General features: G+C 66.5%; 19 protein-coding genes. 6 read left to right on the plus strand and 13 right to left on the minus strand.

Annotation, left to right across the window (positions count from 1 at the left end; translation table 11 throughout):
• Positions 1-177 precede the first annotated feature (177 nt).
• The 9 genes from dnaG to ybiB form a co-directional block, all read right to left on the minus strand.
• A complete protein-coding gene (gene dnaG / locus ACFPOU_RS11520; RefSeq protein WP_379720983.1) occupies positions 178-1,974 on the minus strand; it encodes a DNA primase in 1,797 nt (598 codons plus the stop codon).
• A 100-nt stretch (positions 1,975-2,074) separates the two neighbouring features.
• Entirely contained in the window at positions 2,075-2,524 is a 450-nt protein-coding gene (locus ACFPOU_RS11525) for a GatB/YqeY domain-containing protein (protein WP_379720986.1), read from the minus strand.
• 133 nt (positions 2,525-2,657) lie between these two features.
• On the minus strand, positions 2,658-2,870 hold the full coding sequence (gene rpsU / locus ACFPOU_RS11530) for a 30S ribosomal protein S21 (protein WP_005665410.1): 213 nt from the start codon (positions 2,868-2,870) through the stop codon (positions 2,658-2,660).
• Positions 2,871-2,992: 122 nt separating this feature from the next.
• Complete coding sequence (locus ACFPOU_RS11535) at positions 2,993-4,213, minus strand: BaiN/RdsA family NAD(P)/FAD-dependent oxidoreductase (protein WP_379720989.1); 1,221 nt, start codon at positions 4,211-4,213, stop codon at positions 2,993-2,995.
• Between the two features lie 97 nt (positions 4,214-4,310).
• Complete coding sequence (locus tag ACFPOU_RS11540; protein ID WP_379720992.1) at positions 4,311-6,932, minus strand: hypothetical protein; 2,622 nt, start codon at positions 6,930-6,932, stop codon at positions 4,311-4,313.
• Positions 6,933-7,011: 79 nt separating this feature from the next.
• Complete coding sequence (locus tag ACFPOU_RS11545) at positions 7,012-7,872, minus strand: fimbrial biogenesis chaperone (RefSeq protein WP_379720995.1); 861 nt, start codon at positions 7,870-7,872, stop codon at positions 7,012-7,014.
• 42 nt (positions 7,873-7,914) lie between these two features.
• A complete protein-coding gene (locus tag ACFPOU_RS11550; RefSeq protein WP_379720998.1) occupies positions 7,915-8,421 on the minus strand; it encodes a DUF4402 domain-containing protein in 507 nt (168 codons plus the stop codon).
• Between the two features lie 32 nt (positions 8,422-8,453).
• Positions 8,454-8,966: a DUF4402 domain-containing protein gene (locus ACFPOU_RS11555; protein ID WP_379721001.1), complete on the minus strand. Its 513-nt coding sequence runs from the start codon at positions 8,964-8,966 to the stop codon at positions 8,454-8,456.
• 346 nt (positions 8,967-9,312) lie between these two features.
• Positions 9,313-10,290, minus strand: coding sequence for a DNA-binding protein YbiB (gene ybiB, locus ACFPOU_RS11560; protein WP_379721004.1), 978 nt, complete (start codon positions 10,288-10,290; stop codon positions 9,313-9,315).
• Between the two features lie 109 nt (positions 10,291-10,399).
• On the opposite strand from ybiB, the gene ACFPOU_RS11565 reads away from it, so the two are divergent.
• From ACFPOU_RS11565 to ACFPOU_RS11575, 3 genes are all read left to right on the plus strand, one after another.
• The gene (locus ACFPOU_RS11565; RefSeq protein WP_379721007.1) at positions 10,400-11,461 is read left to right on the plus strand and encodes a 3-deoxy-7-phosphoheptulonate synthase; all 1,062 of its coding nucleotides are present in this window, start codon (positions 10,400-10,402) and stop codon (positions 11,459-11,461) included.
• Between the two features lie 84 nt (positions 11,462-11,545).
• Positions 11,546-12,586: a tRNA (adenosine(37)-N6)-threonylcarbamoyltransferase complex transferase subunit TsaD gene (gene tsaD, locus ACFPOU_RS11570; protein WP_379721010.1), complete on the plus strand. Its 1,041-nt coding sequence runs from the start codon at positions 11,546-11,548 to the stop codon at positions 12,584-12,586.
• 98 nt (positions 12,587-12,684) lie between these two features.
• Positions 12,685-13,539 carry an endonuclease/exonuclease/phosphatase family protein gene (locus ACFPOU_RS11575; RefSeq protein ID WP_379721013.1) on the plus strand — a complete coding sequence of 285 codons (855 nt, stop codon included), beginning with the start codon at positions 12,685-12,687 and terminating at the stop codon, positions 13,537-13,539.
• A 46-nt stretch (positions 13,540-13,585) separates the two neighbouring features.
• Here ACFPOU_RS11575 and ACFPOU_RS11580 read toward each other — a convergent pair whose 3' ends face one another.
• The 3 genes from ACFPOU_RS11580 to ACFPOU_RS11590 form a co-directional block, all read right to left on the minus strand.
• Entirely contained in the window at positions 13,586-14,248 is a 663-nt protein-coding gene (locus ACFPOU_RS11580) for a DsbA family oxidoreductase (protein WP_379721016.1), read from the minus strand.
• Between the two features lie 109 nt (positions 14,249-14,357).
• Positions 14,358-14,978 (minus strand): glycerol-3-phosphate 1-O-acyltransferase PlsY, encoded by a 621-nt coding sequence (plsY, locus tag ACFPOU_RS11585; protein ID WP_379721019.1) that lies wholly within the window; start codon positions 14,976-14,978, stop codon positions 14,358-14,360.
• Positions 14,979-15,045: 67 nt separating this feature from the next.
• The gene (locus tag ACFPOU_RS11590; RefSeq protein WP_379721022.1) at positions 15,046-15,537 is read right to left on the minus strand and encodes an aminoacyl-tRNA deacylase; all 492 of its coding nucleotides are present in this window, start codon (positions 15,535-15,537) and stop codon (positions 15,046-15,048) included.
• 38 nt (positions 15,538-15,575) lie between these two features.
• On the opposite strand from ACFPOU_RS11590, the gene ACFPOU_RS11595 reads away from it, so the two are divergent.
• Positions 15,576-16,550: an endonuclease/exonuclease/phosphatase family protein gene (locus tag ACFPOU_RS11595; protein ID WP_379721025.1), complete on the plus strand. Its 975-nt coding sequence runs from the start codon at positions 15,576-15,578 to the stop codon at positions 16,548-16,550.
• Here ACFPOU_RS11595 and ACFPOU_RS11600 read toward each other — a convergent pair.
• Positions 16,531-18,735 carry a putative bifunctional diguanylate cyclase/phosphodiesterase gene (locus ACFPOU_RS11600; protein ID WP_379721028.1) on the minus strand — a complete coding sequence of 735 codons (2,205 nt, stop codon included), beginning with the start codon at positions 18,733-18,735 and terminating at the stop codon, positions 16,531-16,533. The two genes, ACFPOU_RS11595 and ACFPOU_RS11600, sit on opposite strands and share 20 nt — an antisense overlap.
• Before the next feature lie 313 nt (positions 18,736-19,048).
• Here ACFPOU_RS11600 and ACFPOU_RS11605 point away from each other — a divergent pair, with 313 nt between their 5' ends.
• Both ACFPOU_RS11605 and ACFPOU_RS11610 read left to right on the plus strand, forming a co-directional pair.
• Positions 19,049-20,275, plus strand: coding sequence for an efflux RND transporter periplasmic adaptor subunit (locus ACFPOU_RS11605; RefSeq protein WP_379721031.1), 1,227 nt, complete (start codon positions 19,049-19,051; stop codon positions 20,273-20,275).
• Positions 20,276-20,279: 4 nt separating this feature from the next.
• Complete coding sequence (locus ACFPOU_RS11610) at positions 20,280-23,399, plus strand: efflux RND transporter permease subunit (protein ID WP_379721034.1); 3,120 nt, start codon at positions 20,280-20,282, stop codon at positions 23,397-23,399.
• The last annotated feature ends 53 nt before the right edge of the window (positions 23,400-23,452 follow it).

Raw genomic sequence — 23,452 nt, forward strand, 5'->3', positions numbered from 1 at the left:
TTGTTACTTTACATCACGCTGCAAACAGCGTACAACACTGCTGCGCTAACTGAAACTCCACGCCCCTTTTGACACGAAAGTCGTTTCAAAGGTTGCAATAGTTAGCGTTTTATTATAGCACGCACCCCTCTTTTTCCAAGTTGCACAAAACCCACTTATTGACTGTGCGACACAGGCTTAACGGGCGCTAAACTCGGCAGCCTCTTCGCGCTCGAGGAGCTGCTGCTGGGCTGTGATTTCACGATAGCGAGCACTCACCTGATCTGGGGTCAGCCCTTTGGAAAACAACTGGTTCAACTCCTGTTTCAATGCGTCTTTCTTGATTTGGCGCACGGCGCTGACCAGCCAGACACGGTCTGCATCCGGGTCCGATTCCGGCTCCGAAGCGATCTCGGCGATGATGCGGTCATAGTCGCTGCCGCCCTCCTTGAGCTGTTCGGACAAGGCTGCAAAGTTGCCATATTCACCAAGCGCCTGAGCAACTCCGACCAGGTAGCGCAAGGCGTCGCTTGATTCCTGGCCGAAAAAGTCGAACGCTTGCAGCGCCGTCTCGTCGAGGTTCAGCGACAGGGCCGGGTGCGCAACCAAAATGCGCACGATCTGCAGCTCGAGGCCGACCGGTTCCGGTCGTCCCTGGCGCGGCGGCGCCTTGCGCGCGCTCGACACCGGCTTGGACAACTCGAACAGGCTTTCGATCTCGGCCGGCGACGATTCCGTCAGGCTGGCCAAGCCGCGCACGATCTGCAGGCGCAGCGAAGACGGTGTCATCGCTTGCAGCAAGGGCTTGGCGTCGTACTGGGTCGCGGCGCGTCCTTCCGGCGTGGACAGGTCGTGTTCGCCCGTCACTTCGCGCAGCAGGAATTGCGACAGCGGCATGGCGTCGTTGATTTCCTGGGCAAAGGCATCGGCGCCGAATGCGCGCACGAAGCTGTCCGGGTCATGTTCTTGTGGCAAGAACAGGAAGCGGATCGTCTTGTTGTCCGATACCTGCGGCAGGCAGGCTTCGAGCGCGCGGCGCGCGGCGCGGCGGCCGGCCTTGTCGCCGTCGAAACTGAAGATGACGTTGTCGGTCTGGCGCAGCAGCTTTTGCACGTGGGTACTGGTGCAGGCGGTGCCGAGGGTGGCCACGGCTTGCGGAAAGCCGAGCTGGGCCAGGGCGACAACGTCCATATAGCCTTCCGTCACCAGGACATAGCCGGCGTCGCGGATGGCCTGGCGCGCTTCGAACAGGCCGTACAGTTCGAGGCCCTTTTGGAACAGCGGGGTTTCGGGGGAATTCAGGTATTTCGGTTCGCCGCTGCCGAGCACGCGCCCGCCGAAGCCGATCACTTGCCCTTTCGTGTTTCGGATGGGGAACATGATGCGTTCGCGGAAACGGTCGTAGCGCTTCTTGTTGCCGCCGTCCTCGTCGACCTTGTCGATGACGAGACCCGATTCGACCAGGGCCAGCGCCTCGTAATCCGGAAAGATGGTGCGCAGATTATCCCAGCCGGACGGGGCATAACCCATGCCGAATCGGGCCGCGACTTCGCCGGTCAGGCCGCGCTGCTTCAAGTACGAGATCGCATTGGCCGCGCTTTTCAGCTGGGCGCGGTAGTAGTCGCAGGCCTGGCTGAGCGCTTCGCTCATCGACTGCGATTGCGCCTGCTGGGCGGCGCGCTGGAGCGGCGGGATCTTGTCGTCGGCTTCGGGCACGACCATGCCCACGTTCTGGGCCAGGTCCTTGACGGCATCGACGAAGCCCATGCCGGAATATTCGATCAGGAAACCGATCGAGGTGCCGTGGGCGCCGCAACCGAAGCAGTGATAGAACTGCTTGGTGGGGCTGACCGTGAAGCTGGGGGATTTTTCGCTATGGAAAGGACACAGCCCCATGTAATTCGCGCCGCCCTTTTTCAGCTGGACGTAGCGCCCGACCACGTCGACGATGTCGACGCGGTTGAGCAGATCGGTAATGAATGATTGCGGGATCACGTTGCTTACACAGTGTTTGTCTAAGGTCAGACTATACCGCAGCGCTCGCTGCAAATTGATTTACAACAAGCCTGGATGCAAGGAGCACGCTTGTGTTGCATCAGGCGCCGGACAGGGCTTTCTTGACCAGGCTCGAAACGACGGTCATGTCGGCGCGGCCGGCTAGCTTCGGCTTGACGATCGCCATCACCTTGCCCATGTCTTGTGGACCGGCGGCACCCGAGGCGGCGACCGCAGCGGCAACTTCGGCGGCGATTTCCTCGTCCGACAAGCCGGCCGGCATGTAGGTCACCAGCACTGCCAGTTCGGCCTTTTCGATGTCGGCCAGGTCCTGGCGGTTGCCGGCTTCGAACTGGCTGATCGAGTCCTTGCGCTGCTTGATCATCTTTTCGACGATGGCGACCGTTTGATCGTCATTGAGTTCGATCTGTTCGTCGACTTCCTTGCGCTTGATGTCGGCCAGGATCAGGCGAATCGTGTTGAGCTTGCCGGCTTCCTTGGCGCGCATCGCCGCTTTCATGTCGTTGGTGATTTGTTCTTTGAGACTCATGGCTTCTCCGGATCGATAGATGGAAACAACAAAACCCGCCGGGGTAACAACCAGGGCGGGTTCACAGGACTTCCTAGCGGCTGCCGGGACGAGCCTTTTGCTCTGTCACCGGTTCAAGCCCGGCCGGACAGTCTTAGTACAGTTTCTTCGGCAGCTGCTGGCTGCGGATGCGCTTGTAGTGACGCTTCACGGCAGCGGCGAGCTTGCGCTTGCGCTCTGCAGTCGGCTTTTCGTAGAACTCGCGTGCGCGCAGTTCCGTCAGGAGACCAGTTTTTTCGATAGTGCGCTTGAAGCGACGCATTGCGACTTCGAACGGCTCGTTTTCTTTAAGGCGGATAGTGGTCATGTAAAAATCAAACCGTTGGATTTAGGGAAGAACGAAATTCTAGCAGCTTTTGACAAGCAGTGGAAGAGAATAAGCTGGTGTAGTGAAATTGCTACTTGGCTCCGAACCTTGCCTGCAAGGGCTCATACGCTCTGCCCTGCGACGAAGCCGGAAGCCCAGGCCCACTGGAAATTGTAGCCGCCGAGCCAGCCGGTCACGTCGACGGCTTCGCCGATGAAGTACAGGCCGGGGACGTCCTTGGCCATCATGGTTTGCTGCGACAGGGCGCGGGTGTCGACGCCGCCCAGCGTCACCTCGGCCTTGCGATACCCCTCGGAGCCGGTCGGGACGATGGCCCAGCGGTTGATCGCGTCGCCCAGTTTGCGCAGCCTGGCGTCGGGCATGTCGGCCAGGCGCGCGTCCGGCGCGAGGCCGTTGGCCAGCAGCAAGCCATCGACCAGGCGCGCCGGCAGCCATTGGGTCAGCACGTTGCCGAGCTGCTTCTTGACCGTCGTCTTGGCGCCGATCAGTTCTTCGGCCACGTCCCTGTCGGGCAGCAGGTTCACCATGATCGGCGTGCCCGGTTCCCAATAGCTGGAAATCTGCAGGATCGCCGGACCCGACAGGCCACGGTGGGTAAACAGCAAATCCTCGCGGAACAGGCCGCCGCCTTTGGCATTCCTCGCATGCTTGCCCTTGCCGGAACCGGTCGACACTTCCACCTCCAGGGCGATGCCGGCCAGCGGCGCGAACGCTTCCCAGCCCGGGCCATCGAAGGTCAGCGGCACCAGACCCGGACGCGCCGCGACCAGCGGCAGGCCGAATTGCGTGGCAATGCGGTAAGCGAGGTCGGTCGCGCCGATTTTCGGGATCGACAGGCCGCCGGTGGCGATCACGAGGCTCCCGGCGAACAGGTCGCCGTGGTCGGTGTCGATCAGGTAGCCATCAAGCTCTTTCGTCACGCCATGCACCTTGCATGGCATGCGCCAGTTGACCTCGGCGGCGCTGCATTCGGCCTTCAGCATGGCGATGATCTGCTCGCTCGACTCGTTGCAGAACAGCTGGCCGCGGTGCTTTTCGTGGTAACCGATACGGTGCTTTTTCACCAGCGCCAGAAAATCCTGCGCCGTGTAGCGCGACAGCGCGCTCTTGCAGAAATGCGGGTTTTCGGAGAGGAAATTCTGCGGGCCGGCATTGATGTTGGTGAAATTGCAGCGTCCGCCGCCCGAGATGCGGATTTTCTCGGCCAGCTTGTCGGCATGGTCGATCAGCACCACGCGCTTGCCGCGCGCGCCGGCGATCGCCGCGCACATCATTCCGGCGGCGCCCGCGCCGATTACCGCTACATCGAATTGTTTTGCCATGAGCTGCCGCCGCCAGATTCAAACCCGCCATTGTAAACGTTCGCACGCACACTGCGGCGGCCGGGGCGCAAATCGGCCGGCGCGCGGCGAGAACGGTTCAGGCCTCGTCCGGGCCGCGCACGTCGAGGTCGCGGCCGTTGAGCACGGTGCCGTCCGGTCCGATCGTGATGCGCTGCATGCCGGTCTCCCGCAGGCCGAGGCGTTGCAATTGCCCCGGTTCCACGCGCAGTACATACTCGCCCGGAAAAATACCGGTCATTACGTAATAGCCGTCCGCGGCGCTGGCGACGGTGGCGACGACCTTGCGCGCGGCATCGACCAGCTCGAGCCTGAGGTCGCCGATCGGGCGCCGTACGCCCCTGGCGAAGAGATAGGTGGTGCCGTCGACCTCGCCGGTGATGCCGACCGCGAAGTCGACCTGGCTGACCCTGCCCGGCCGCGGCACGATGCGCACGCCGGCCAGCCGCGGCTGCCATTGCGGGTCTTCGAGCGTACTCGGGTCGATCCCGATGTCGATATGCCGGTTGGCCGGCAGGCGCGGCAACCAGGCCAGGCCGGCCGCGTCGGTGCGTACGCCGTAGTTGGCGCCGTTGACGGTGAAGCCCGCGCCGGCGAGGCCCTGTTCGCCCTGGTCCATGCTGCCGTTCAGGTTTTTATCGAGGAACACGCGCAGCGAGGCCGCTCCCGTGCTCGCCATCGGCTGGGCCTCCCTCAAAAGGCGCCGGCTGCGCGGTTCCAGTCCCATCGCCATGAACACTTGCACGCCGACGCCGTAGGCGTGGCGGCCCGCATAAAAGCCGCTCACGCCCAGGCCGAACCTGCCCAGGCTCTTGCTGAGCGACCCGGTGGCGCGCAGCTCCCGCTCCTGGAACATGCGCGCCAGGCCCAGGTTCAGCACATAGCCGCCGGCCAGGTACCAATCGGCCGAGGCGGCCGCGCTGCCGAGGGCGGCCTGCGGCGCCAGCGTGTATTGCAGCTGGCCGGTGAGGCCGATGCCGGCGACCCTGCGGCTCGCCTGCAGCAGGCCGTCGGCCCGTTCGATGCCGCCCAGCGACTGCCAGCGCAATGCATTGCTGAGCGCAGTGCCGTTGCGGTAGGCCGACAGGCGCGCTTGCACTTCTCGCTGTTCCAGGCGCGATCCGAGCAGGTCGCGCCTGAGCTGGAGCGACAGCGGGAAGACATTCGCACCGAAGGCGAGCACGCCTTCGGCGCGCAGCTCGTCGCGGGTGCGCACCGGGTCGGCGCCGGGTACGAAGAACGCGCTGGTGAAGCCGTCCAGGCGGGCCCGGCTTGCCGAGAACGCGACGTTGCCGATGCGCGTCTTCAATCCCAGCTGGGCCAGCTTGCCGCCGTCATCGGCCCGCACCGCGTCGGCCGTCAGGATGATGCCCTTGTAATAGCCGCGCAGGCCGAGGCTGGCATAGCTGCGCGCGGCGTCGAACAGCGGCATGCGCTGCCAGCCGGCGCTGAGGTTGACATGCTGGTTCATGCCCCACTCGACCTGGGCCAGCGCATGCGTGCGCCCCGCGTCGTCGCGGTGCCCGACCAGGTCGTAGAACAGGGCGCCGCGCGGCAGCGTCGACTGCTCCAGCAGGAAATACTGGCGCTCGACGCGCGACTGCCCCAGCGGCCCGTGGAAGACGAGCCGGAATTCATTCGGGCCATAGGCCAGCGGCTGGTCGGCGAAGCTGTACTTGCCGTCGGGACGTGATGGCTGGACGCCAACGAGCGCGTCGTTGTAGTACAACTCGACATCCCAGCCGGGCGCCAGGTCGCCCTGCAGCGTGTGGCGGTCGAAACTGGTCGGCTGGTCGAGCCGACGGTTGCTGAGCGCAATCCCGTTGCCGGTCGTGCTGCTGGTCGAGATATTGGCCACGCCGGGTACCGGCACGCTGCCGAACAAGGCGGTGCGCGCCTTCAGCGGGCCCAGCAGCGCGCCGTCCGGATCGTTGCGCCCGAGCGTCAGGCGCAGGCTCGACGCAGGGCCGTCGCGGCTGCGGCTGGCGTACAGCGCCGCTTCCATGCCCAGCAAATCGGTGGTCAGGTAGGCGCTCCAGGACGCCTCGGCAGTACGCGCGCTGCCGCGCTTGTCGAAGGCAAAGCCGAGCGTCTGGTCGATGAAGGGCACGCCGGCCAGGCGATAGGGCGTGGCCAGGCGCGGATAGCCGGGATCGCCATAGCCGCCGGGCGTGCCCGGCAGGCTGCCGCGCTCGCGCCGCTGCAGGCGCGCCTGCAACGGCAACTGTTCGCGCGGGCGCACCTTCAGCGCCAGGCTGGACAGGTCGAGGTCGAAGTCGACCGGCAGCCAACGCGCGAGCAGCCGGCTGGCGACGTAGATCTCGTCGCCTTCCAGCCTGAGCTGCGCCGGATCGACGGCTTCGCGCCGGCCCGCGATGTCGGCCGCCCTGCCCGCCACGTCGAGGCTGAAATGGCGTGCTTCGGTCAGGATGTAGCCGCTGGCGCGGCCGGCGCCGGGCGCGACACGGATGGCCAGCGTCAGCAGGCGCGCCATCTCGCCCAGCGGCAGGTAGACGTCGCGTCCGGCCTCGTAGGCCGTGACGGCGTCGGAGAGCACCTGGCTGCCGAGGCGCACCTCGAGCAGGACCAGGTTGGCGTCGGCCTGTTCTGCGGGCGCCGGTGCGGCGGCCAGGCACGGCCCCGGCAGCGCCGCAGGCAGCGTCAGCGCCGCGAGGACAATGCCTGTTCGAAATGACAGCATGGCGCATGAGCACGCTTGGCCACTCCCGTCATCGCCGACGGCGCAGGTAGTGCCAGGCCGGGCAGGCGGCCAGGCGCACTCACGGCAGGTGCAGGCTGGCCTGTGCCAGCAGCTTGCCGCCGGCCTCGGGCCGGTCGCGGTAGCTGACCTCGAGCAGCCCGCCGGCCAGGGCCAGGCCGGCCGGCACGTCCAATGCAAGGGTGGCCTTGCGCACGCGGTTCGGTGTGTACACGGCAATGCCGCTGATCCGGGCCAGGGTGTGCGGTTTGCCGCTCCCGGGCGTAAAGGTGACGCTGACATCGCCGTACACGGAATTGCCGCCCGCGCGCTCGAACTGCAGGACGAGCTGGTCACGTCCGGCCTCGTCCTTGCGCAAGGCCAGGCCCGCCAGCGCAATGCTGGCATCGGCGGCGCCGTGACGCACGATGACGGGGACCGAGGCGCCCACCAGCGCGTTCAGCACCACGCCGATCCGGGTGGGGTCGGCGCCCTTGCTCTCGATGCTGGCCCGGCCCTCGACCTCGGGCAGCTTGTCGAACTGCAGGTGCGAGCGGTACTCGCCCGCGGCCAGCTCGGCGGGTTTGCGCAGCATCACCCGGACCGTCTGGGCCGTTCCCGGCTGCAAGGTGATCTGGCGCGGGGAATACCGCAGCATCGGGTCGGCGAAGCGTTCCCCGTCTTGCGCCGTCTCGGCCGCCTCGAACTGTCCGGCCTCGGTCATGCGGCGGTTGACCAGCGACATGCGGTAGCTGGCGGGCTTGCTGCCGGTATTGATCAACTCGATCTGGGCGGCGCGCGTGTTGTTGTCGAATACGATGCGGGTCGGATGCAGCATCAGCTCCGCGCGCGCCGCCACGAACGGCACCAGCAGCATGCAGGCAAACACGGCCCGAAACAGGCGGCCCGCGGCGAGAACGGATGCAAAGGCGATGGAAAGCATGGTGTGTCCTTTCACTGCGCAGGGAGCGATGGCGGTACGGGATTACTGGAAGTTGACGATCAGCGGAAAGGTGCCGGAATAAGCGCCGGGCGCCTGGTTCGGCGCCACGGTGAGGGTGGCGCCGACCGACAGCGTCGTGCCGCCGGCCAGGAGCGGGAGCAGCGTGTCGGGCGTGTTGAAGTCGTCGATGGCCATGCTGCTGGCGCCGCTGACGAGGCGGATGGCGCCGTCGGCCGGCAGGGAAACGATGACGGCCTTGCCCTCGCCGCCGCTAGCGCCGTTGCCGAATTTCCCGATATTGAATCCGGCCTGGCCGGCGTCCGGGGAATTGAGCAGGACCAGGCCGCCGGTGCGCGCGCGCAGGCCGGACGGACTGACGACCACGGTGCCGCCGCTGCCGGCCACGAAACGGCCGAAATCGAGGCTGCGGATATTGCTCAGCACGACCTGCTGGGCGAACGCAGCCGGCGCGGCGGTCGCAAGCAGCACCAGGCTGGCGCTGCGTGCGATGCACGCGTTTCTAAAGAAGCGGTAACGGCGTACCAGCATGGTCGGAGCCGATCGCGGCGCCATGCGGCTCGTCAGTTGTATTCGACCGTTGCGGTCACCGAGCCCGTGTAATCGCCCGGCGCCTGGTTGGCGGCAACGGTCAGTTCGCCGCCGACGAAGAAGCTTTGGGTGCCGGTGGGGCCCACGCTCAGCGTACCGCTGGCAATGTTGCTCACCGCGGTAAAGGTCATCGTGCCGCCGCCGCCCTCCTTGTTCAGCGGGCTGGTGACCAGGCTGATCGAGTAGTTCAAGCCGCCCTGGCCGCTGACGTTGAACTGCGCCGCGCCGCCCGGATTGGTGGCGATCAGGGTGACGCCGCCGGTCTTGCTGCGGGCGCCGGCGGTGGCGATGGCGACCGTGCCGCCGGTCGCGCCGGCGGCGAAGGTGCCGAAGGCGAGGTCGGCCGCCTTGACGATCTGGATCGGCGCGACGACAGTGCTTTTTGCATCGGCCGCGACGCTTGCGGCACTGGCGTTGCCGGCGCAGGCCAGGGCCAGGACGGCGAGACGGAAACCGTTCGAGGTAAAGCGTGGGTTCTTGGTCATGCTGATCATCCTTCACATTTTGGGGGACCGGCCCATCGGGCCGGACGTGTCTGGCGACGACACCGAACGCGACATTGTTATCGGCCACGTGACCGATTGGGTTGCCTTACGGTATCGCTTGCTATGCTGCAACAAGAACGCCTTTCCATTCTTGCTGTAAATCATCAATGCGTTTCCGCCGATAAATTTATTAGAAGTAATGTGATGGATGGCGCGTGGTTCATCCTTGCGTTTGCGCAAACGTAAGAATTTCGTCTTCGGGAAGTGCATCGCCCGCGAGCGGGGCGGAGGAAGAGGCGCCAGGCCGGGCCAGCGCCAGGCCCCGGCTAGGTTCTTGCTGGCAGCGTCAGGCGCGCAAGGCCCGCGCGACGCGCACGCAGGCGGCCACTTGCGCCGTGATCGAGGGCGGCACCGGCACGTCGCCGCGCAGCGCGGCGGCGATCCAGGCGGCGGTGGCGGCCGCGTCGCGCGCTCCGGGCACTTCGGCCAGGGTATCGGCCGGCGCGTCGCGCTCGACCAGCAGCGTGCGCTCCCCGCCGTGGAACCAGTCGATCTGCTGGGCGCGGTGCGGGTTGGCCACGGTCTCCCCTTCGGTACCGCGCATCAGGAAGGCGTCGCCGCGCTCCGGCCTGGCGGCCGTCATGAAGTACTCGCCCAGAGCCTGCAGATATTCGGGATGGGTGTAGGACACCAGGCGCAGGGCCGCGCCCTCAAAGGGTTGCAGGATTTTTACGATCGTGTGCGTGGAGTTGCGCACGCCCAGGATGCGGCGCAGCGACAGCATGTGCGCCAGGCTGGGCGCCAGGGTTTCGATCGGCATGAAGGCCGGGCGCCCGGCGGCGAAGGCATCGTGCACGGCGGCGCTGGTGGCCGCCTCGGCCAAGCCCAGCTCGGCCAGGATCTCGGCCGTGGTCACCCGGCCCGGGTCGCTGCGCACCCCGTGCACGAGGGTGGGCACCCCTTCGCGCGCGAGCAGCAGCGCCAGCAGGGGCGTCAGGTTGGCGAGCTTGCGCGCTCCGTTATAGCTGGGCACGAGCACCGGCGCGAACGGCCCCGGCGGCGCCGGCAGCGGCGCGAACGCCGCTTCGGCCGCATCCATGAAGCCGGCCAGTTCGTCCACCGACTCGCCCTTGATGCGCATGGCCAGCAGGATCGCGCCCAGTTCCAGGTCGGAGACGCGGCCCTCCAGCATGGCGCCGTACAGGGCGGCGGCGTCCTCGCGCACCATGCTGCGCGCGCCTTTCACGCCGCGGCCGATCTCCTTGATGAAACGGGCGGCCGGAAAGGGTTCGGGGAAGGAAGGCAGGCGGGTATCGGTATCCATGCCGACAGCTTACACTGTCGTGCGTTTGCCCTGCTTTTGACTTGCATGCTGCAGACAAGCATTTTTGGCGCTACACTCGCCGATCGAACTTTGTCCAACGGACCGCCCCATGCTGATCACTCCAGATATCGAAAATACCAACGTTACTTCGTTCGGGCGCATGCCTACCCCGACCGAGCTGCACGCCAAGCTGCCGCTGTCGGAGCGCGCATTCGGCACTGTCATGGGTGGCCGCGCCGCGTTGCGCGACATTCTCGACCGCAGGGACGGGCGCCTGTTCGTCGTCGTCGGCCCCTGCTCGATCCACGACCCGGAGGCCGGCCTGGATTATGCGCGCCGCCTGAAAGCCTTGCAGGAGGAAGTGGCCGACACGATGCTGCTGGTGATGCGCGTGTACTTCGAGAAGCCGCGCACGACCACCGGCTGGAAGGGCTATATCAACGACCCGTTCATGGATGACTCGTTCCAGGTCGACGTCGGCATGGAGCGCGCGCGCCAGTTCCTGATCGATGTCTGCGAACTGGGCCTGCCGACCGCCACCGAGGCGCTCGACCCGATTTCGCCGCAGTACCTGGGCGATTTGATTGCCTGGACCGCCATCGGCGCCAGGACCACCGAATCGCAGACCCACCGCGAGATGTCCTCGGGCCTGTCGACGCCGGTCGGCTTCAAGAACGGGACCGACGGGGATGTGAGCATCGCGATCAACGCCGTGCTGTCGTCGGCCAATCCGCATGCCTTCCTGGGTATCAACGACAAGGGCACGGTCTCGATCGTGCGCACGCGCGGCAACGGCTACGGCCACGTCGTGCTGCGCGGCGGCGGCGACCGTCCGAACTACGATTCGGTCTCGGTCACGATCGCCGAACAAGCCTTGAAGAAGGCCGGCCTGCCGGCCAACCTCGTGGTCGACTGCTCGCACGCGAACAGCTACAAGAAGCCGGAGCTGCAGCCCCTGGTGATGTCGGACGTGATCCAGCAGATCAAGCATGGCAACCGGTCGCTGGTGGGCGTGATGATCGAGTCGAACATCGTGGCGGGCAATCAACCGATTCCGAGCGACCTGACGCAGCTGAAATATGGCTGCTCGGTGACCGATGGCTGCATTGGCTGGGACGATACGGCGACGATGCTGAGGAATGCGCACAAGGAACTGCTGGCGCGTCCTTGAGCGTGACGATGCCGCCGGCTCCCGGCGGCGGCGCCGCATGTGCTTTACAATGCCAGCTTCCGCTTCTCCCTTCCGGCATTTCCCATGATTGTTCTCGGCGTCGAATCGTCCTGCGATGAAACCGGCCTGGCTCTGTACGATACCGAGCGCGGGCTGCTGTCCCATGCCCTGCATTCGCAGGTCGCCATGCACGAGGAGTACGGCGGCGTGGTGCCGGAACTGGCTTCGCGCGACCACATCCGGCGCGCCCTGCCCCTGCTCGAACAAACCTTGCGGCAGGCCGGCATCGCGAAAAGCGACATCGACGCCATCGCCTACACCCAGGGGCCGGGCCTGGCCGGCGCGCTGCTGGTGGGTTCGTCGGTCGCCTGCAGCCTGGCGCTCGCGCTGGATAAACCGGTGCTCGGCGTGCACCATCTCGAAGGCCACCTGCTCTCGCCGCTGCTGGCCAGCGACCGTCCGGCCTTCCCTTTCATCGCCTTGCTGGTCTCGGGCGGCCACACCCAGCTCATGCGCGTGGACGGCGTCGGGCGCTACACGCTGCTCGGCGAAACCCTGGACGACGCGGCCGGCGAAGCCTTCGATAAATCGGCCAAGCTGCTCGGCCTCGGCTATCCGGGAGGACCGGCGATTTCGCGCCTGGCCGAATTCGGCGACCCCGCCGCCTATACCCTGCCGCGCCCGATGCTGCACTCGAAAGACTTCAACTTCAGCTTCTCGGGCCTGAAGACAGCCGTGCTGACGGTGGTAAAGAACCACGAAGAGAAGGTCGTCGCCAATATCTGCGAGCAGGACAAGGCGAACATCGCGCGCGGTTTTGTCGACGCCATCGTCGACGTCCTGACCGCCAAATGCGTCAACGCGCTGCGCCACTCGGGCTTGAAGCGCCTCGTGATCGCCGGCGGCGTGGGCGCGAATGCGCAGCTGCGGGCGTCGCTGGATGCGGCAGCGGACAAGCGCAAGTTCCGCGTCTTTTATCCGGAGCTCGAATTCTGCACCGACAACGGCGCCATGATCGCCTTCGCCGGGGCCCTGCGCCTGGAGAAGAATGCGGCGCTGGCGACGCGCGATTACGCCTTCACCGTGCGTCCGCGCTGGCCGCTGGACGAGCTGGAAGCGGCCTAGGTTTCGCTGAACTCGCAGCGCCGACATCGATCCTACCGTGTGACCGCCCTGCCCCAAACGGTGGCAAACTCTGGCGGTTCAGTTTTGGGAGGTCCTCCATGCGCGTTGTAAGTTGGAACATTCACTGGGGTTGCGGAAAAGACGGGCGCATCCGGATCCACGCGATCATCGATGTGCTGCGCAAGCTCAACCCGGATATCATCTGCCTGCAGGAAGTCGCCGCGAACCACCCGGAACTCGAGGGCAGCGCCACCGCCAACCAGTTCAAGCAGCTGGCCGGCGCCTTCGGCGGCTTTCATCCGGTCGAGCACGCACCCAGTGAAATCTACCGCAACAACGTCCCCCGCCTGTTCGGCAACCTGATCCTCTCGAAATACCGCATCACCCAGGCCCACCGCCACCTGCTGCCCTGGCCGGCCGACCCCGACAGCCCACCGGGCATGCCGCGCGGCGCGATCGAGGTCGTGCTCGATACGCCGGGTTCGAAACTGCGCCTCGTCACCACCCACCTCGAATACCACTCGCCGCTGCAGCGGTCGGCCCAGGTGCGGCGCCTGCGCGAGCTGCATGCCGAAGCGAGCGCCCGCGCCCGCATCTTCGCCGCGCATGCGGACATGGACGCGCCGTATCAGCTGGGCGAGCGGCCCGCCTCGGCCATCTACTGCGGCGATTTCAACATGGCGCCCGGCGACGCCGACTACGGGGCGCTGCTCGCCCCCGGCCTCGACGGCGCACCCGCGCTGGTGGACGCCTGGACCGCCCAGCACCCGGGGCGCGTGCGCGCGCCCACTACCGGCCTGCATGGCTACCCATGGCCGGACAAGCCCGATTGCTACGATTATTTCTTCGTCACCGAAGACCTGGCGCGGCGCGTGGCGGCGGTGGAGGTGCAGTCGGAAACGGCGGCATCGGATCATCAGCCGGTGGTGCTGGACCTGGTCCCGGGGACCTGATCCGGCGCGGGTTTCACGCGCTGGTCGAACGCGTGAAACCCGGGCATCACATCAACGGCGCATCCGATTGCGCCGCGATCTCGCGCAGGACGCGCTCGAACACTTCCGGCGGCTGGCCGCCGGAAATCAAATGCCGCTGGTTGATGACGACCGCGGGCACCGATCGGATGCCGGCGCGCTGGAAGAACAGTTGGCTCTCGCGCACTTCGTCGGCATATTCGCCGGTTTCCAGGATGCGCGCCGCTTCGGCGGTGTCGAGTCCGACCTGGCCGGCCACGCGCACCAGGAGCGCGCGCGAGCTCGGGTCTTCGCAATGGGTGAAGTAGGCCTCCAGCAGCGCCAGCTTGAGCGCATGCTGGCGGCCCTGCGACGCGGCCCAGTGCAGCAGGCGGTGCGCATCGAAGGTGTTGTAGATGCGGCCGCGGCGCGCCATGTCGAAGGTGAAGCCGACTTCCTCGCCGCGCCGGCGGATCATCTCGCGCGATTCGATCTGCTGCTCGAGCGAGGCGCCGTATTTTTCGGTGATGTGTTCGACGATGTCCTGGCCTTCGGGGCCCATGTCGGGGTTGAGCTCGAAAGGCTGGAAGTGGATCTCGGCGGTGACGTCGGGGGCGACGCGTTCGAGCGCCTGCTCGAGCGACTTGAGGCCGATCGCGCACCAGGGGCACGACACGTCCGAGACAAAATCAATCCTCAATTGCTTGCTCACCTTATACCGCCTTCCTGATTAGGTGCCGGCAAGGGCGCCGGCTTCAAGCGGATATGGGGATGCTTGCGAGGGAATCAACAGGGGCACGTGGCCGTCCGGGCCGGCGCGCTTACTTCTTCTTGGCGCCGGCGGCCTTGCTGCCGAGGCGCGACTCCTTGCCGGCGATGAGGTTGCCGATATTGGCGCTGTGGCGCCACAGCAGGAGCGCGCTCATGGCGATCACCGCGAACAGGATCTCGTCGGCGCCGAACAGCAGGCCGTAGTAGAACGGCGCGAAGATGGCGGCGATCAAAGCGGCCAGCGAGGAATAGCGGAAGGCGTAGGCGACGACCACCCAGGTGACCAGGGTCGCCAGGCCCAGCCAGACGTTCAGGCCGAGCAGCACGCCGAGCGCGGTGGCCACCCCCTTGCCGCCGACGAAGCGAAAGAAGACCGGCCACAGATGGCCGAGAAAGACGGCAATCGCGACAAGCGCCACGCCGGCGTCGCCGATGCCGTACTGCGGGCCGAGCCTGATCGCCAGCCATACCGCCAGCCAGCCCTTGGCGGCGTCGCCGACCAGGGTCGCGATGGCCGCCTTCTTGCTGCCGCTGCGCAGCACATTGGTCGCGCCCGGGTTCTTCGAGCCATAGGTGCGCGGGTCCGACAGGCCGAACAGGCGGCTCATCACGACTGCAAACGAAATCGAGCCGATCAGATAGGCTAGGACGGTGAAGATCAGGGTGTTCATTGTTGTCTCTCTGTTATGCCCCTCTGGCGGGCTCGTGAATATACACCAGCGCCGCGCGCGGCGATAGTCAGTCGGCCAGCGCGCACTGCACCGGCGTGGCGCCGAGCACCTCGACCAGCACGCCGGGGGCGATGCCGACCAGGTAGCCGCGCCGTCCGCCATTGATATAGATCTTGCCGAGCGCGAGGATGCTTTCCTCCACATACACCGGCATCGCCTTGCGCGTGCCGAAGGGAGAGGTGCCGCCGACCAGGTAGCCGGAGTGGCGCTGGGCCACGTCCGGCTTGCACGGCTCGACCGACTTGCAGCCGATCGCGCGCGCCAGGTTCTTGGTCGAGACCTTGCAGTCGCCGTGCATCAGCACGATCAGCGGGCGCGCCGCTTCGTCCTGCATCACCAGCGTCTTGACGACGTCGTGCTCGGGCACGCCCAGCGCACGGGCCGAGACCGCGGTGCCGCCATGTTCCTCGTAGGCGTAGGGATGCTCGGAAAAACCGACCGCATGCTTGCGCAGGAAGCTGGTGGCGGGTGTCTCGGACACGTGCTCTTTCTTGGCCATGCGTGATACGCTAAACACTGGAATAAAGGGTTTCTATTATGCAGCAAGAAATACGCTTTGCCACCTTCAACGTGTGCAACCTGGCGCCGGCCGGCGTGAAGCTGTACGACAACCTGCTGCCGACGACGCCTGAAGAATACGAAGCCAAGCTGAGCTGGACAGCGCACCAGATCGATTTGCTCGACGCCGACGTGATCGGTTTCCAGGAAATTTTTTCGCAGGCGACCTTGAAGGAAGTGCTGGCCAGGACCAGCCGCTACCGCGAAGCCTTCCACCTCGGCTTCGATCCGGACCCGGCCGCCATGCGCCTGACGCCGAGCGTGGCCCTGGTGTCGCGCCTGCCGCTGCACGGCCCTGCCAAGCCGATGGTCGAATTTCCGCGTGGCATAGAACTGCCGGTAGGCAGCCGCGATGCCGCCCGCTTTACCCGCGCGCCCCTGCATGCGGTCATCGCGGTCTCGCCCGACGTGATGGTCGACGTGGTGGTGGTGCACCTGAAATCGCGCCGTCCCGACTACCGCACCGGCGACACCGGCGAAGACCCCGCCCTGTATGCGCTGGCCTGCCTGCGCTCGCTGATCCGGCGCGGCACCGAGGCCGCCGCCCTGCGCGTGCTGCTCACCGAAATGGGACGCGCCAACCGCCGTCCGCGCGTGGTGCTGGGCGACTTCAACGACGTCGCCGATTCGGTCACGACCAGCATCGTGCTCGGCGCCGGCACCCCGCTCGGCGACCGCCTGTACGACGCCAGCCAGGTGCAGCGCCGCGTCGACCATGCGCGCCACCTGGGCTTTTCGAGCGTACACGAAGGCCATTGCTCGACCATCGACCACATCCTGGTATCGGAAGAATTCAACGGCGCCCTGCCGAACGCGATCGGCGAAGTGGTCGACGTGATCTACCTGAACGACCACCTGAACCTGGCGCTGCCGGCGGCATCCGACCATGGCCAGGTGCTGGCACGCATCCGCCTGTACGACGAAGGCCACGGCCTCATGGACGCGGGCGTCTAGGCGGCTTCGAGGCCGGCGGCGCTCCGGCGTCCGGCCCGGCCGCGGCGCAGGCGCCCGCGCCCGTGCCTGCGTCCGCGGCGCCCTCATTGCCCGCCTGCGCTCCCAGGCTTGCTCCTGCGGCAGCCGCATAAAACCCCTGGTATGCGTCGCAGCCGTGCTGGCGCAGGTAGTTCAGCTGCTCGGCCGTTTCCACCCCTTCCGCGATCACCTTGAGCTTGAGGCTGCGCGCCAGCGCGATGATGGCCGGGATCATGGCCGCCGCATCCGGCCCGGTGACGATGTCGTCGATGAAGCTGCGGTCGATTTTCAGTTTCGACAGCGGAAAGCGGCGCAGGCTCGACAGGCTGGAAAAGCCGGTGCCGAAGTCGTCGATGGTCAGCTGCACGCCGCGCTCGCGCAAGGTGTTGACGGTGTCGAGCGTGGCCGCGTCGCCGGTCATGATGGTTTTTTCGGTGATTTCGAGGTCGAGGAATGCAGGTTCCAGGCCGGACGCTTCCAATGCTTCGTCGACATAGCGCAGCAAGTCGTCGTGGATGAACTGGACGTTCGACAGGTTGACCGCCACCACCACCGGAAAGCCGGCGTCGCGCCAGCGCCGCGCTTGCTGGCAAGCCTCGCGCAGCACCCATTCGCCAATGGGCACGATCAAGCCCGATTCCTCGGCTGCGCCGATGAAGGCGTCCGGCATCAAGAGGCCGCGTTCCGGGTCGCGCCAGCGGAGCAAGGCCTCGAAAGCGACCGTGCGCCCGCTGCCGATGTCGATCTCGGGCTGGTATTCGAGCTCGAATTCGCCGTTGTCGAGCGCCCGGCGCAGCCGGTTTTCCATCTGCACGCGCTCGATCACGCGCGAATTCATTTCGGGGCTGAAGAAGTGGAATTCGTTGCGCCCGCTTTCCTTGGCGTGGTACATCGCCACGTCGGCATGGCGCAGCAGGGTTTTCGGGTCGTCGCCGTCGCTCGGGCAGATGGCGATGCCGATCGACACCGACAGGTTCAAGGCGCCGGTCCCGGCCTGCACCGGCCGTGCGACCGCCTGCATGATGGTAGTGGCAACGTGCGCGGCCTGGTCGACGCCGCCGATATCGGCCAGCAGCACCACGAATTCGTCGCCGCCCAGGCGGCTGACCGTGTCGACGCGGCGCACGCAGCGCCGCAGGCGGTTCGCCATTTCCTGCAGGACGGCGTCGCCGACTTCGTGGCCGTGGTTGTCGTTGACCGCCTTGAAATGGTCGAAGTCGATGAACATCAGGGCGCACTGGCGGTGCTGGCGCGCCACGCCCGCCAGGGCCTGCTCGAGGCGGTCCATGAACAGGGTGCGGTTCGGCAGGCCGGTCAGGGGGTCGTGCTCGGCCAGGTGGCGCGCCTGCTCGACTTCCCGCTGGCGCTCGCTGATATCGGTGAGCATGACCATGTAGCTCGTCACCGCGCCGTCGCTGTCGGTGATCGGCGAGAGCGCCGCCCGGATCGGGATGGCGCCGCCGTCGCGCCGCATGCCCCACATCTCGCCTTCCCAGTGCTGCTGGCCGTCGAGGTGGTCGCGCAGGCGGTCGTAGAAGGCGCGGTCCTGCAGGCCCAGGCGCAGGCTCGGCAGCTCGATGCCGACCACTTCCTCGGCCGGGTAGCCGGTCAGCTCGGTGTAGGCCCGGTTGGCCGCCAGCACGCGGTGCTCGCGGTCGACCAGCAAGATGGCGTCGCGCGTGTGGTCGAACACCTGGCCTGCCTGGCGCAGCGATTCTTCGAGCGCCTTGCGCGCGGTGACGTCGACTTCCATGCAAAAGACCTGGCGCGCATCGTCCTGGCCGCGACCCTCGCCCGGCACCGGAAAATGGCTCGAATGCAACCACAAGCGGCGCCCGTCGGCCAGCTCGACATGCCATTCGTGTGCCTTGACCGGCTCGCCTGTGCGCCAGACCGCATCGATGGCATCGCTGAATTCGCGCTCCTTGCCGATGTGCTTGACGAGCCTGACGAAGGGCTGGCCTATCGCCTGGCTGGCGGGAATACCGAGCAGCTCGGCACAGGCGCGATTCCAGAAGCGCACGATGCCGTCCCGGTCCTGGCTGTGGACCGCCACCGAAGGGCTGAGCTCGATTGCCGCGACGAAGCGGTACAACCAGTCCAGCACTTCACGCGCCGGCCCGTCGCCAAAGGCGGACAGGGGCGGTTCGGGCAAATCGCTGCTCACAAACAATCCTTTTCTCGAATGCAACGAAAGCGGCGCTGCTTCCTGGTCGACCATTCTTGGCGCCACCGATGTAATTTCGTTTGCGCGTACGCAAAGGTATCGCGCATGCATAAAATTATGCAAGCGCATCGCGTTTCGTCCGCTTTTTCCGCAGTTCAGCGTCGGGAAACGGCTGCTTGTCGCATCCCGATGGCGCCGGCACTTGTCATTTCATATAGTCCCCACCATGCGCACGGCGCTTCGCTTCGGACCAGGTGGAGCACGCGCGTCCCTTTTCCCTCCCGAGCTCCGAACAACACGAACAATCGCCGCCATGAACATCGACCCCCTGCCGCCCGGCGCCGCCCTCTCTCTTTCCACGCGGCGCCGCTGGCGCGCGCCGGCCGTCGCACTGGCCATCGTGGCGCTCGCCGGCGGCGGCTGGTTCGCGTTGCAGGGCAAGGGCATGGCGGTGCCGGCGGCCGCGGCGGCGAACAAGCCCGGCGCCCCGGCCGTCTTCGAGCTGGCGCAGAACGACGTCGTCACGGTCGAGTCGCGCGAACTGGTGCTGCGCCTGCCGCTGTCGGGTTCGCTTGCGCCGCTGGCCCAGGCCACGGTGAAATCGAAGGTCGCGGGCGTGGTGCTGGCGACGACCGTGCGCGAAGGCATGAAGGTGAGCGCCGGCCAGGTCATCGCGCGCCTGGACGACGCCGATGCGCGCGCCCGCATGGCCCAGCAGGCGGCGCTGCTGAAGGAAGCCGGCGCGCGCCTGGCGATGGCGACCAAGAACGAAGCCAACAGCCAGGCCCTGCTCGCGCAGAACTACATCTCGCAAAATTCGTTCGACACCACCCGCAACAGCGTCGAGCTGGCCCAGGCGGCGGTGGATGCGGCGCGCGCCCAGCTCGCGCTGGCGCGCATCGCCCTGAACGACACGACCATTCGCGCGCCGCTCTCCGGCGTGGTCAGCAAGCGCTTCGTGCAGGCCGGCGAAAAGCTCTCGCCCGATAGCCCGGTGATGGCGATCGTCGACCTGGCGCGCCTGACGCTCGACGCCCAGGTGCCGGCCTCCGACATTGCGCGCGTGCAGGCCGGCCAGGAGGTGCGCTTCAAGGTCGACGGCTTCGACGGGCGCGTCTTTTCCGGCAAGGTCGCGCGCATCAACCCAGCCGCCGAGGCGGGTTCGCGTTCGATGATGGTGTATATCGACGTGGCCAACGACGACGGCAGCTTGCGCGCCGGCATGTTCGCGAAGGGCGAGATCGCGACCGACAGATCAGGCGCGCGCCCGATCGTGCCGCTGGCGGCGCTGCGCAAGGAGGGCACGCGCGACGTCGTCTACCGCGTCGATGGCGGCAAGGTCGTGGCGCAGCCGGTCCGGCTTGGCATGCGCAGCGAGGACGAAGGCATGGCCGAAGTCACCGGCGGCGTGGAAGCCGGCGCGGTGCTGCTGGCCGTGCCGCTCGACGGCGTCGGGCCGGGCAGCGCGGTCAAGCTGGCCAGGACCGGTACCGCGCCCGCGGCGCCGGCCGCCGCCGCCCTCCCCGCCCCGAAAGGCTGATACCATGTGGATCACCAGAGTCAGCATTCGCCACCCCGTCTTCGCCACCATGGTCATGGTCGGCCTGATGGTGCTCGGCCTGTTCTCGTACCGCTCGCTCGGCGTGGAAAGCATGCCGAACGTCGAGATTCCGTTTGCCTGGGTCGAGACCCGGTATCCGGGCGCCTCGCCGGAGCAGGTCGAGAACGACGTCACGCGGCCGATGGAGGAGGCGATCAACACCGTCAGCGGCATCAAGAACATCCGCAGCAATTCGTGGGAAGGCCGCAGCGGCGTCTCGATCGAATTCCACATCGCCACCAACATGGACAAGGCGATGCAGGATTTACGGGACAAGGTGGCGCGCGTGCGGCCCGGCTTCCCGAAAGAGGTGAAGGAGCCGTTCGTGATCCGCGCCGACGGCGAGAACCAGCAGCCGGTGGTGCGCCTGTCGGTCACGTCGAACGAGCGCGACATGCGCGCGCTGTCGACGCTGGCCGAACAGGTGATCGTGAAACGCCTGCAGGGCGTGGCCGGCGTCGGCGAGGTGCGCACCGGCGGCGTGGCGCGGCGCCAGATCCTGGTGCAGGTGAAGCCCGACCAGCTGCACAGCCACCACATCGGCATCGACGAAGTGCTGCGCGCGATCCAGGCGACCAACGCCAATCTTCCGGCCGGCAACCTGCAGTACGGCGCGGCCGAGCGCCTGGTGCGGGTCGAGGGCAAGATGCGCGACGCGCGCCAGTTCAGGAACATCATCGTGGCGCGCCGCGCGAGCGGCCCGGTCTACCTGTCGCAGGTGGCCGACGTCGTCGACGGCGAGCGCGAAGAAACCTCGATCTCGCGCGTGAACGGCGTGCGCGCCATTTCGCTCGACATCACCAAGGTGCAGGACGCCAACACGGTGCAGGTCGGCAGCGGCATCATGAAGATGGTCGAGCAGCTGAGGCAGACCATGCCGGCGGACGTGCAGTTCCGCGTGATGGACGACCAGTCGGCCACGGTCCAGAACCAGCTCGACAACGTGAAACGCACCATCATCGAAGGCGCGATCCTGACGATGGTGATCGTGTTCCTGTTCCTGCATTCCTGGCGCAGCACGGTCATCACCGGCCTGACCCTGCCGATCTCGGTGCTCGCGTCCTTCATCGCGATGCGCTACTTCGGCTTCACGCTGAACTTCCTGACGCTGATGGCGCTGTCGCTGTGCATCGGCCTGCTGATCGACGACGCCATCGTCGTGCGCGAGAACATCGTGCGCCATCTCGGCATGGGCAAGAGCCACCTGCGCGCTGCCGAGGAAGGCACCAACGAAATCGGCCTGGCGGTGATGGCGACCACCTTCGCCATCGTCGCCGTGTTCGTGCCGATCGCCTTCATGGACGGCATCATCGGCCGCTTCTTCCTGCAGTTCGGGGTGACGGTGGCGGTCGCCGTGCTGGTGTCGCTGTTCGTCAGCTTCACGCTCGACCCGATGCTCTCCTCGGTGTGGCCCGATCCCGTCAAGGACCGTTTCAAGTATGCGCCGTGGCTGGGGCGCATCATGGCGCGGATCGAAGCCGGCATCGAGCACGTGCACGGCATCTATGGCCGGGTGCTGGCGCTGGCCCTTGCCTGGCGCAAGTCGACCCTGGCGCTGGCGCTGGGCATTTTCGTGGGCAGCCTGTTCCTGATCCCGCTGATCGGCGGCGAGTTCGCGCCAAAAACCGACAACGGCTTCATCGAGATGCGTTTCAAGACCCCGGTCGGCTCGAGCCTGGCCTACACCGACGGCAAAGTGAAGCAGGTGGAAGAGGCGCTGCGCGCCTATCCCGAGATCGAAGCGGTCAGCAGCGCCATCGGCGTGTACGAGGGCCACAACAGCGCCCAGGTCGTCCTGAAACTGACGGACGTACGCAAGACCGGACGCCGCTCGCAGGAAACGATGGAAGCCGTGATCCGCGCGCGCCTGCAGTCGATCGCCGGTATCACGATGTCGGTCGGTAACAAGCCGATCTTCATCGCGATCCTCGGCCGCGACGAAGCCAAGCTCGACGCCGCCGCCCACAAGCTGATGGACAGGATGCGCGCCATCAAGGGCGTGGCCGATATCGAGTACAGCCAGGAAGGGGCGAACCCGGCTACCGTCGTCAAGATCGACAACGAGCTGGCCAGCGACCTGGGCCTGTCGGTGGCGCAGGTCGGCGCGGCGCTGCGTCCCTTCGTCGGCGGCGACCAGGTCAGCCAGTGGCTGGCGCCGGACGGCCAGAACTACGAAGTGAACGTGCAGCTGCCGCGCAGCAGCCGCCAGAAGGTCGCGGACCTGGCCGACCTGTCGCTGGCGTCCTCGCGCATGGATGCCGCCGGCAACCCGATCATGGTACCGCTGCGCCAGGTGGTCACATTCGTGCCCTCGTTCAGCCCCCAGGTGCTGAAACGCCAGGCGCTGGAACGCCGGGTGGCGATCTACGCCGGCATCGAAGGCCGGCCCTCGGGCGACGTCAATGCCGACATCAAGAAGGCGATGGACGCGATCGACCTGCCCGAAGGCGTGCGCTTCGACGTCGGCGGCGACGCCCAGCAGATGGCCGAGACGATGGCCAACTTCGGTTCCGCCATCGTCATCGCGATCATCTTCATCTACCTGGTGCTGGCCTCGCAGTTCGGCAGCTTCCTGCAGCCGATCGCGATCATGATGTCGCTGCCGATGTCGCTCATCGGCGTGCTGCTGGCGCTGCTGGCCACGGGCAGCACCTTGAATGTGTTCTCGGTGATCGGCGTCGTCATGCTGATGGGGCTGGTGACCAAGAATGCGATCCTGCTGGTCGACTTCGCCAACCACGGCCAGCGCGAAGGCAAGGCGCAATTGGCCGCGATCCTCGACGCCGGCCAGGTGCGCCTGCGGCCGATCCTGATGACGACGCTGGCCATGATCTTCGGCATGCTGCCGATGGCGATCGGCGCCGGCGACGGCGGCGAAACGCAAGCCCCGATGGGCCGCGCGGTGATCGGCGGCGTGATTACCTCGACGCTGCTGACCCTGGTCGTGGTGCCGGTGGCCTACAGTTATCTCGACAGTCTCGGCAAGCGCGCGCGGCGCCGGTTCGGCAAGGGACACGAGGAAGTCGCCGGGATGGTGCCGGTCCTGGCCAAGGAGAACGTGTAACCGAGTGCGCCTGCCCGGCCGGGCAGCGCACGCCGCCGGCAGGCGGCATGCAC

Origin of the sequence: Massilia jejuensis, from assembly GCF_042656795.1 — a bacterium.
Lineage (GTDB): Bacteria > Pseudomonadota > Gammaproteobacteria > Burkholderiales > Burkholderiaceae_D > Telluria > Telluria jejuensis.

Bases quoted from the DNA above. Each gene is read 5' to 3' on its own strand.
- ACFPOU_RS11545 (WP_379720995.1), bottom strand. From the start codon at position 7,872: ATGCTTTCCATCGCCTTTGCATCCGTTCTCGCCGCGGGCCGCCTGTTT.
- ACFPOU_RS11565 (WP_379721007.1), top strand. From the start codon at position 10,400: ATGCTGATCACTCCAGATATCGAAAATACCAACGTTACTTCGTTCGGG.
- ACFPOU_RS11550 (WP_379720998.1), bottom strand. From the start codon at position 8,421: ATGCTGGTACGCCGTTACCGCTTCTTTAGAAACGCGTGCATCGCACGC.
- ybiB (WP_379721004.1), bottom strand. From the start codon at position 10,290: ATGGATACCGATACCCGCCTGCCTTCCTTCCCCGAACCCTTTCCGGCC.
- ACFPOU_RS11555 (WP_379721001.1), bottom strand. From the start codon at position 8,966: ATGACCAAGAACCCACGCTTTACCTCGAACGGTTTCCGTCTCGCCGTC.
- ACFPOU_RS11535 (WP_379720989.1), bottom strand. From the start codon at position 4,213: ATGGCAAAACAATTCGATGTAGCGGTAATCGGCGCGGGCGCCGCCGGA.
- ACFPOU_RS11595 (WP_379721025.1), top strand. From the start codon at position 15,576: ATGCAGCAAGAAATACGCTTTGCCACCTTCAACGTGTGCAACCTGGCG.
- ACFPOU_RS11575 (WP_379721013.1), top strand. From the start codon at position 12,685: ATGCGCGTTGTAAGTTGGAACATTCACTGGGGTTGCGGAAAAGACGGG.
- ACFPOU_RS11605 (WP_379721031.1), top strand. From the start codon at position 19,049: ATGAACATCGACCCCCTGCCGCCCGGCGCCGCCCTCTCTCTTTCCACG.
- rpsU (WP_005665410.1), bottom strand. From the start codon at position 2,870: ATGACCACTATCCGCCTTAAAGAAAACGAGCCGTTCGAAGTCGCAATG.
- ACFPOU_RS11590 (WP_379721022.1), bottom strand. From the start codon at position 15,537: ATGGCCAAGAAAGAGCACGTGTCCGAGACACCCGCCACCAGCTTCCTG.
- ACFPOU_RS11610 (WP_379721034.1), top strand. From the start codon at position 20,280: ATGTGGATCACCAGAGTCAGCATTCGCCACCCCGTCTTCGCCACCATG.
- ACFPOU_RS11540 (WP_379720992.1), bottom strand. From the start codon at position 6,932: ATGCTGTCATTTCGAACAGGCATTGTCCTCGCGGCGCTGACGCTGCCT.
- ACFPOU_RS11525 (WP_379720986.1), bottom strand. From the start codon at position 2,524: ATGAGTCTCAAAGAACAAATCACCAACGACATGAAAGCGGCGATGCGC.
- tsaD (WP_379721010.1), top strand. From the start codon at position 11,546: ATGATTGTTCTCGGCGTCGAATCGTCCTGCGATGAAACCGGCCTGGCT.
- plsY (WP_379721019.1), bottom strand. From the start codon at position 14,978: ATGAACACCCTGATCTTCACCGTCCTAGCCTATCTGATCGGCTCGATT.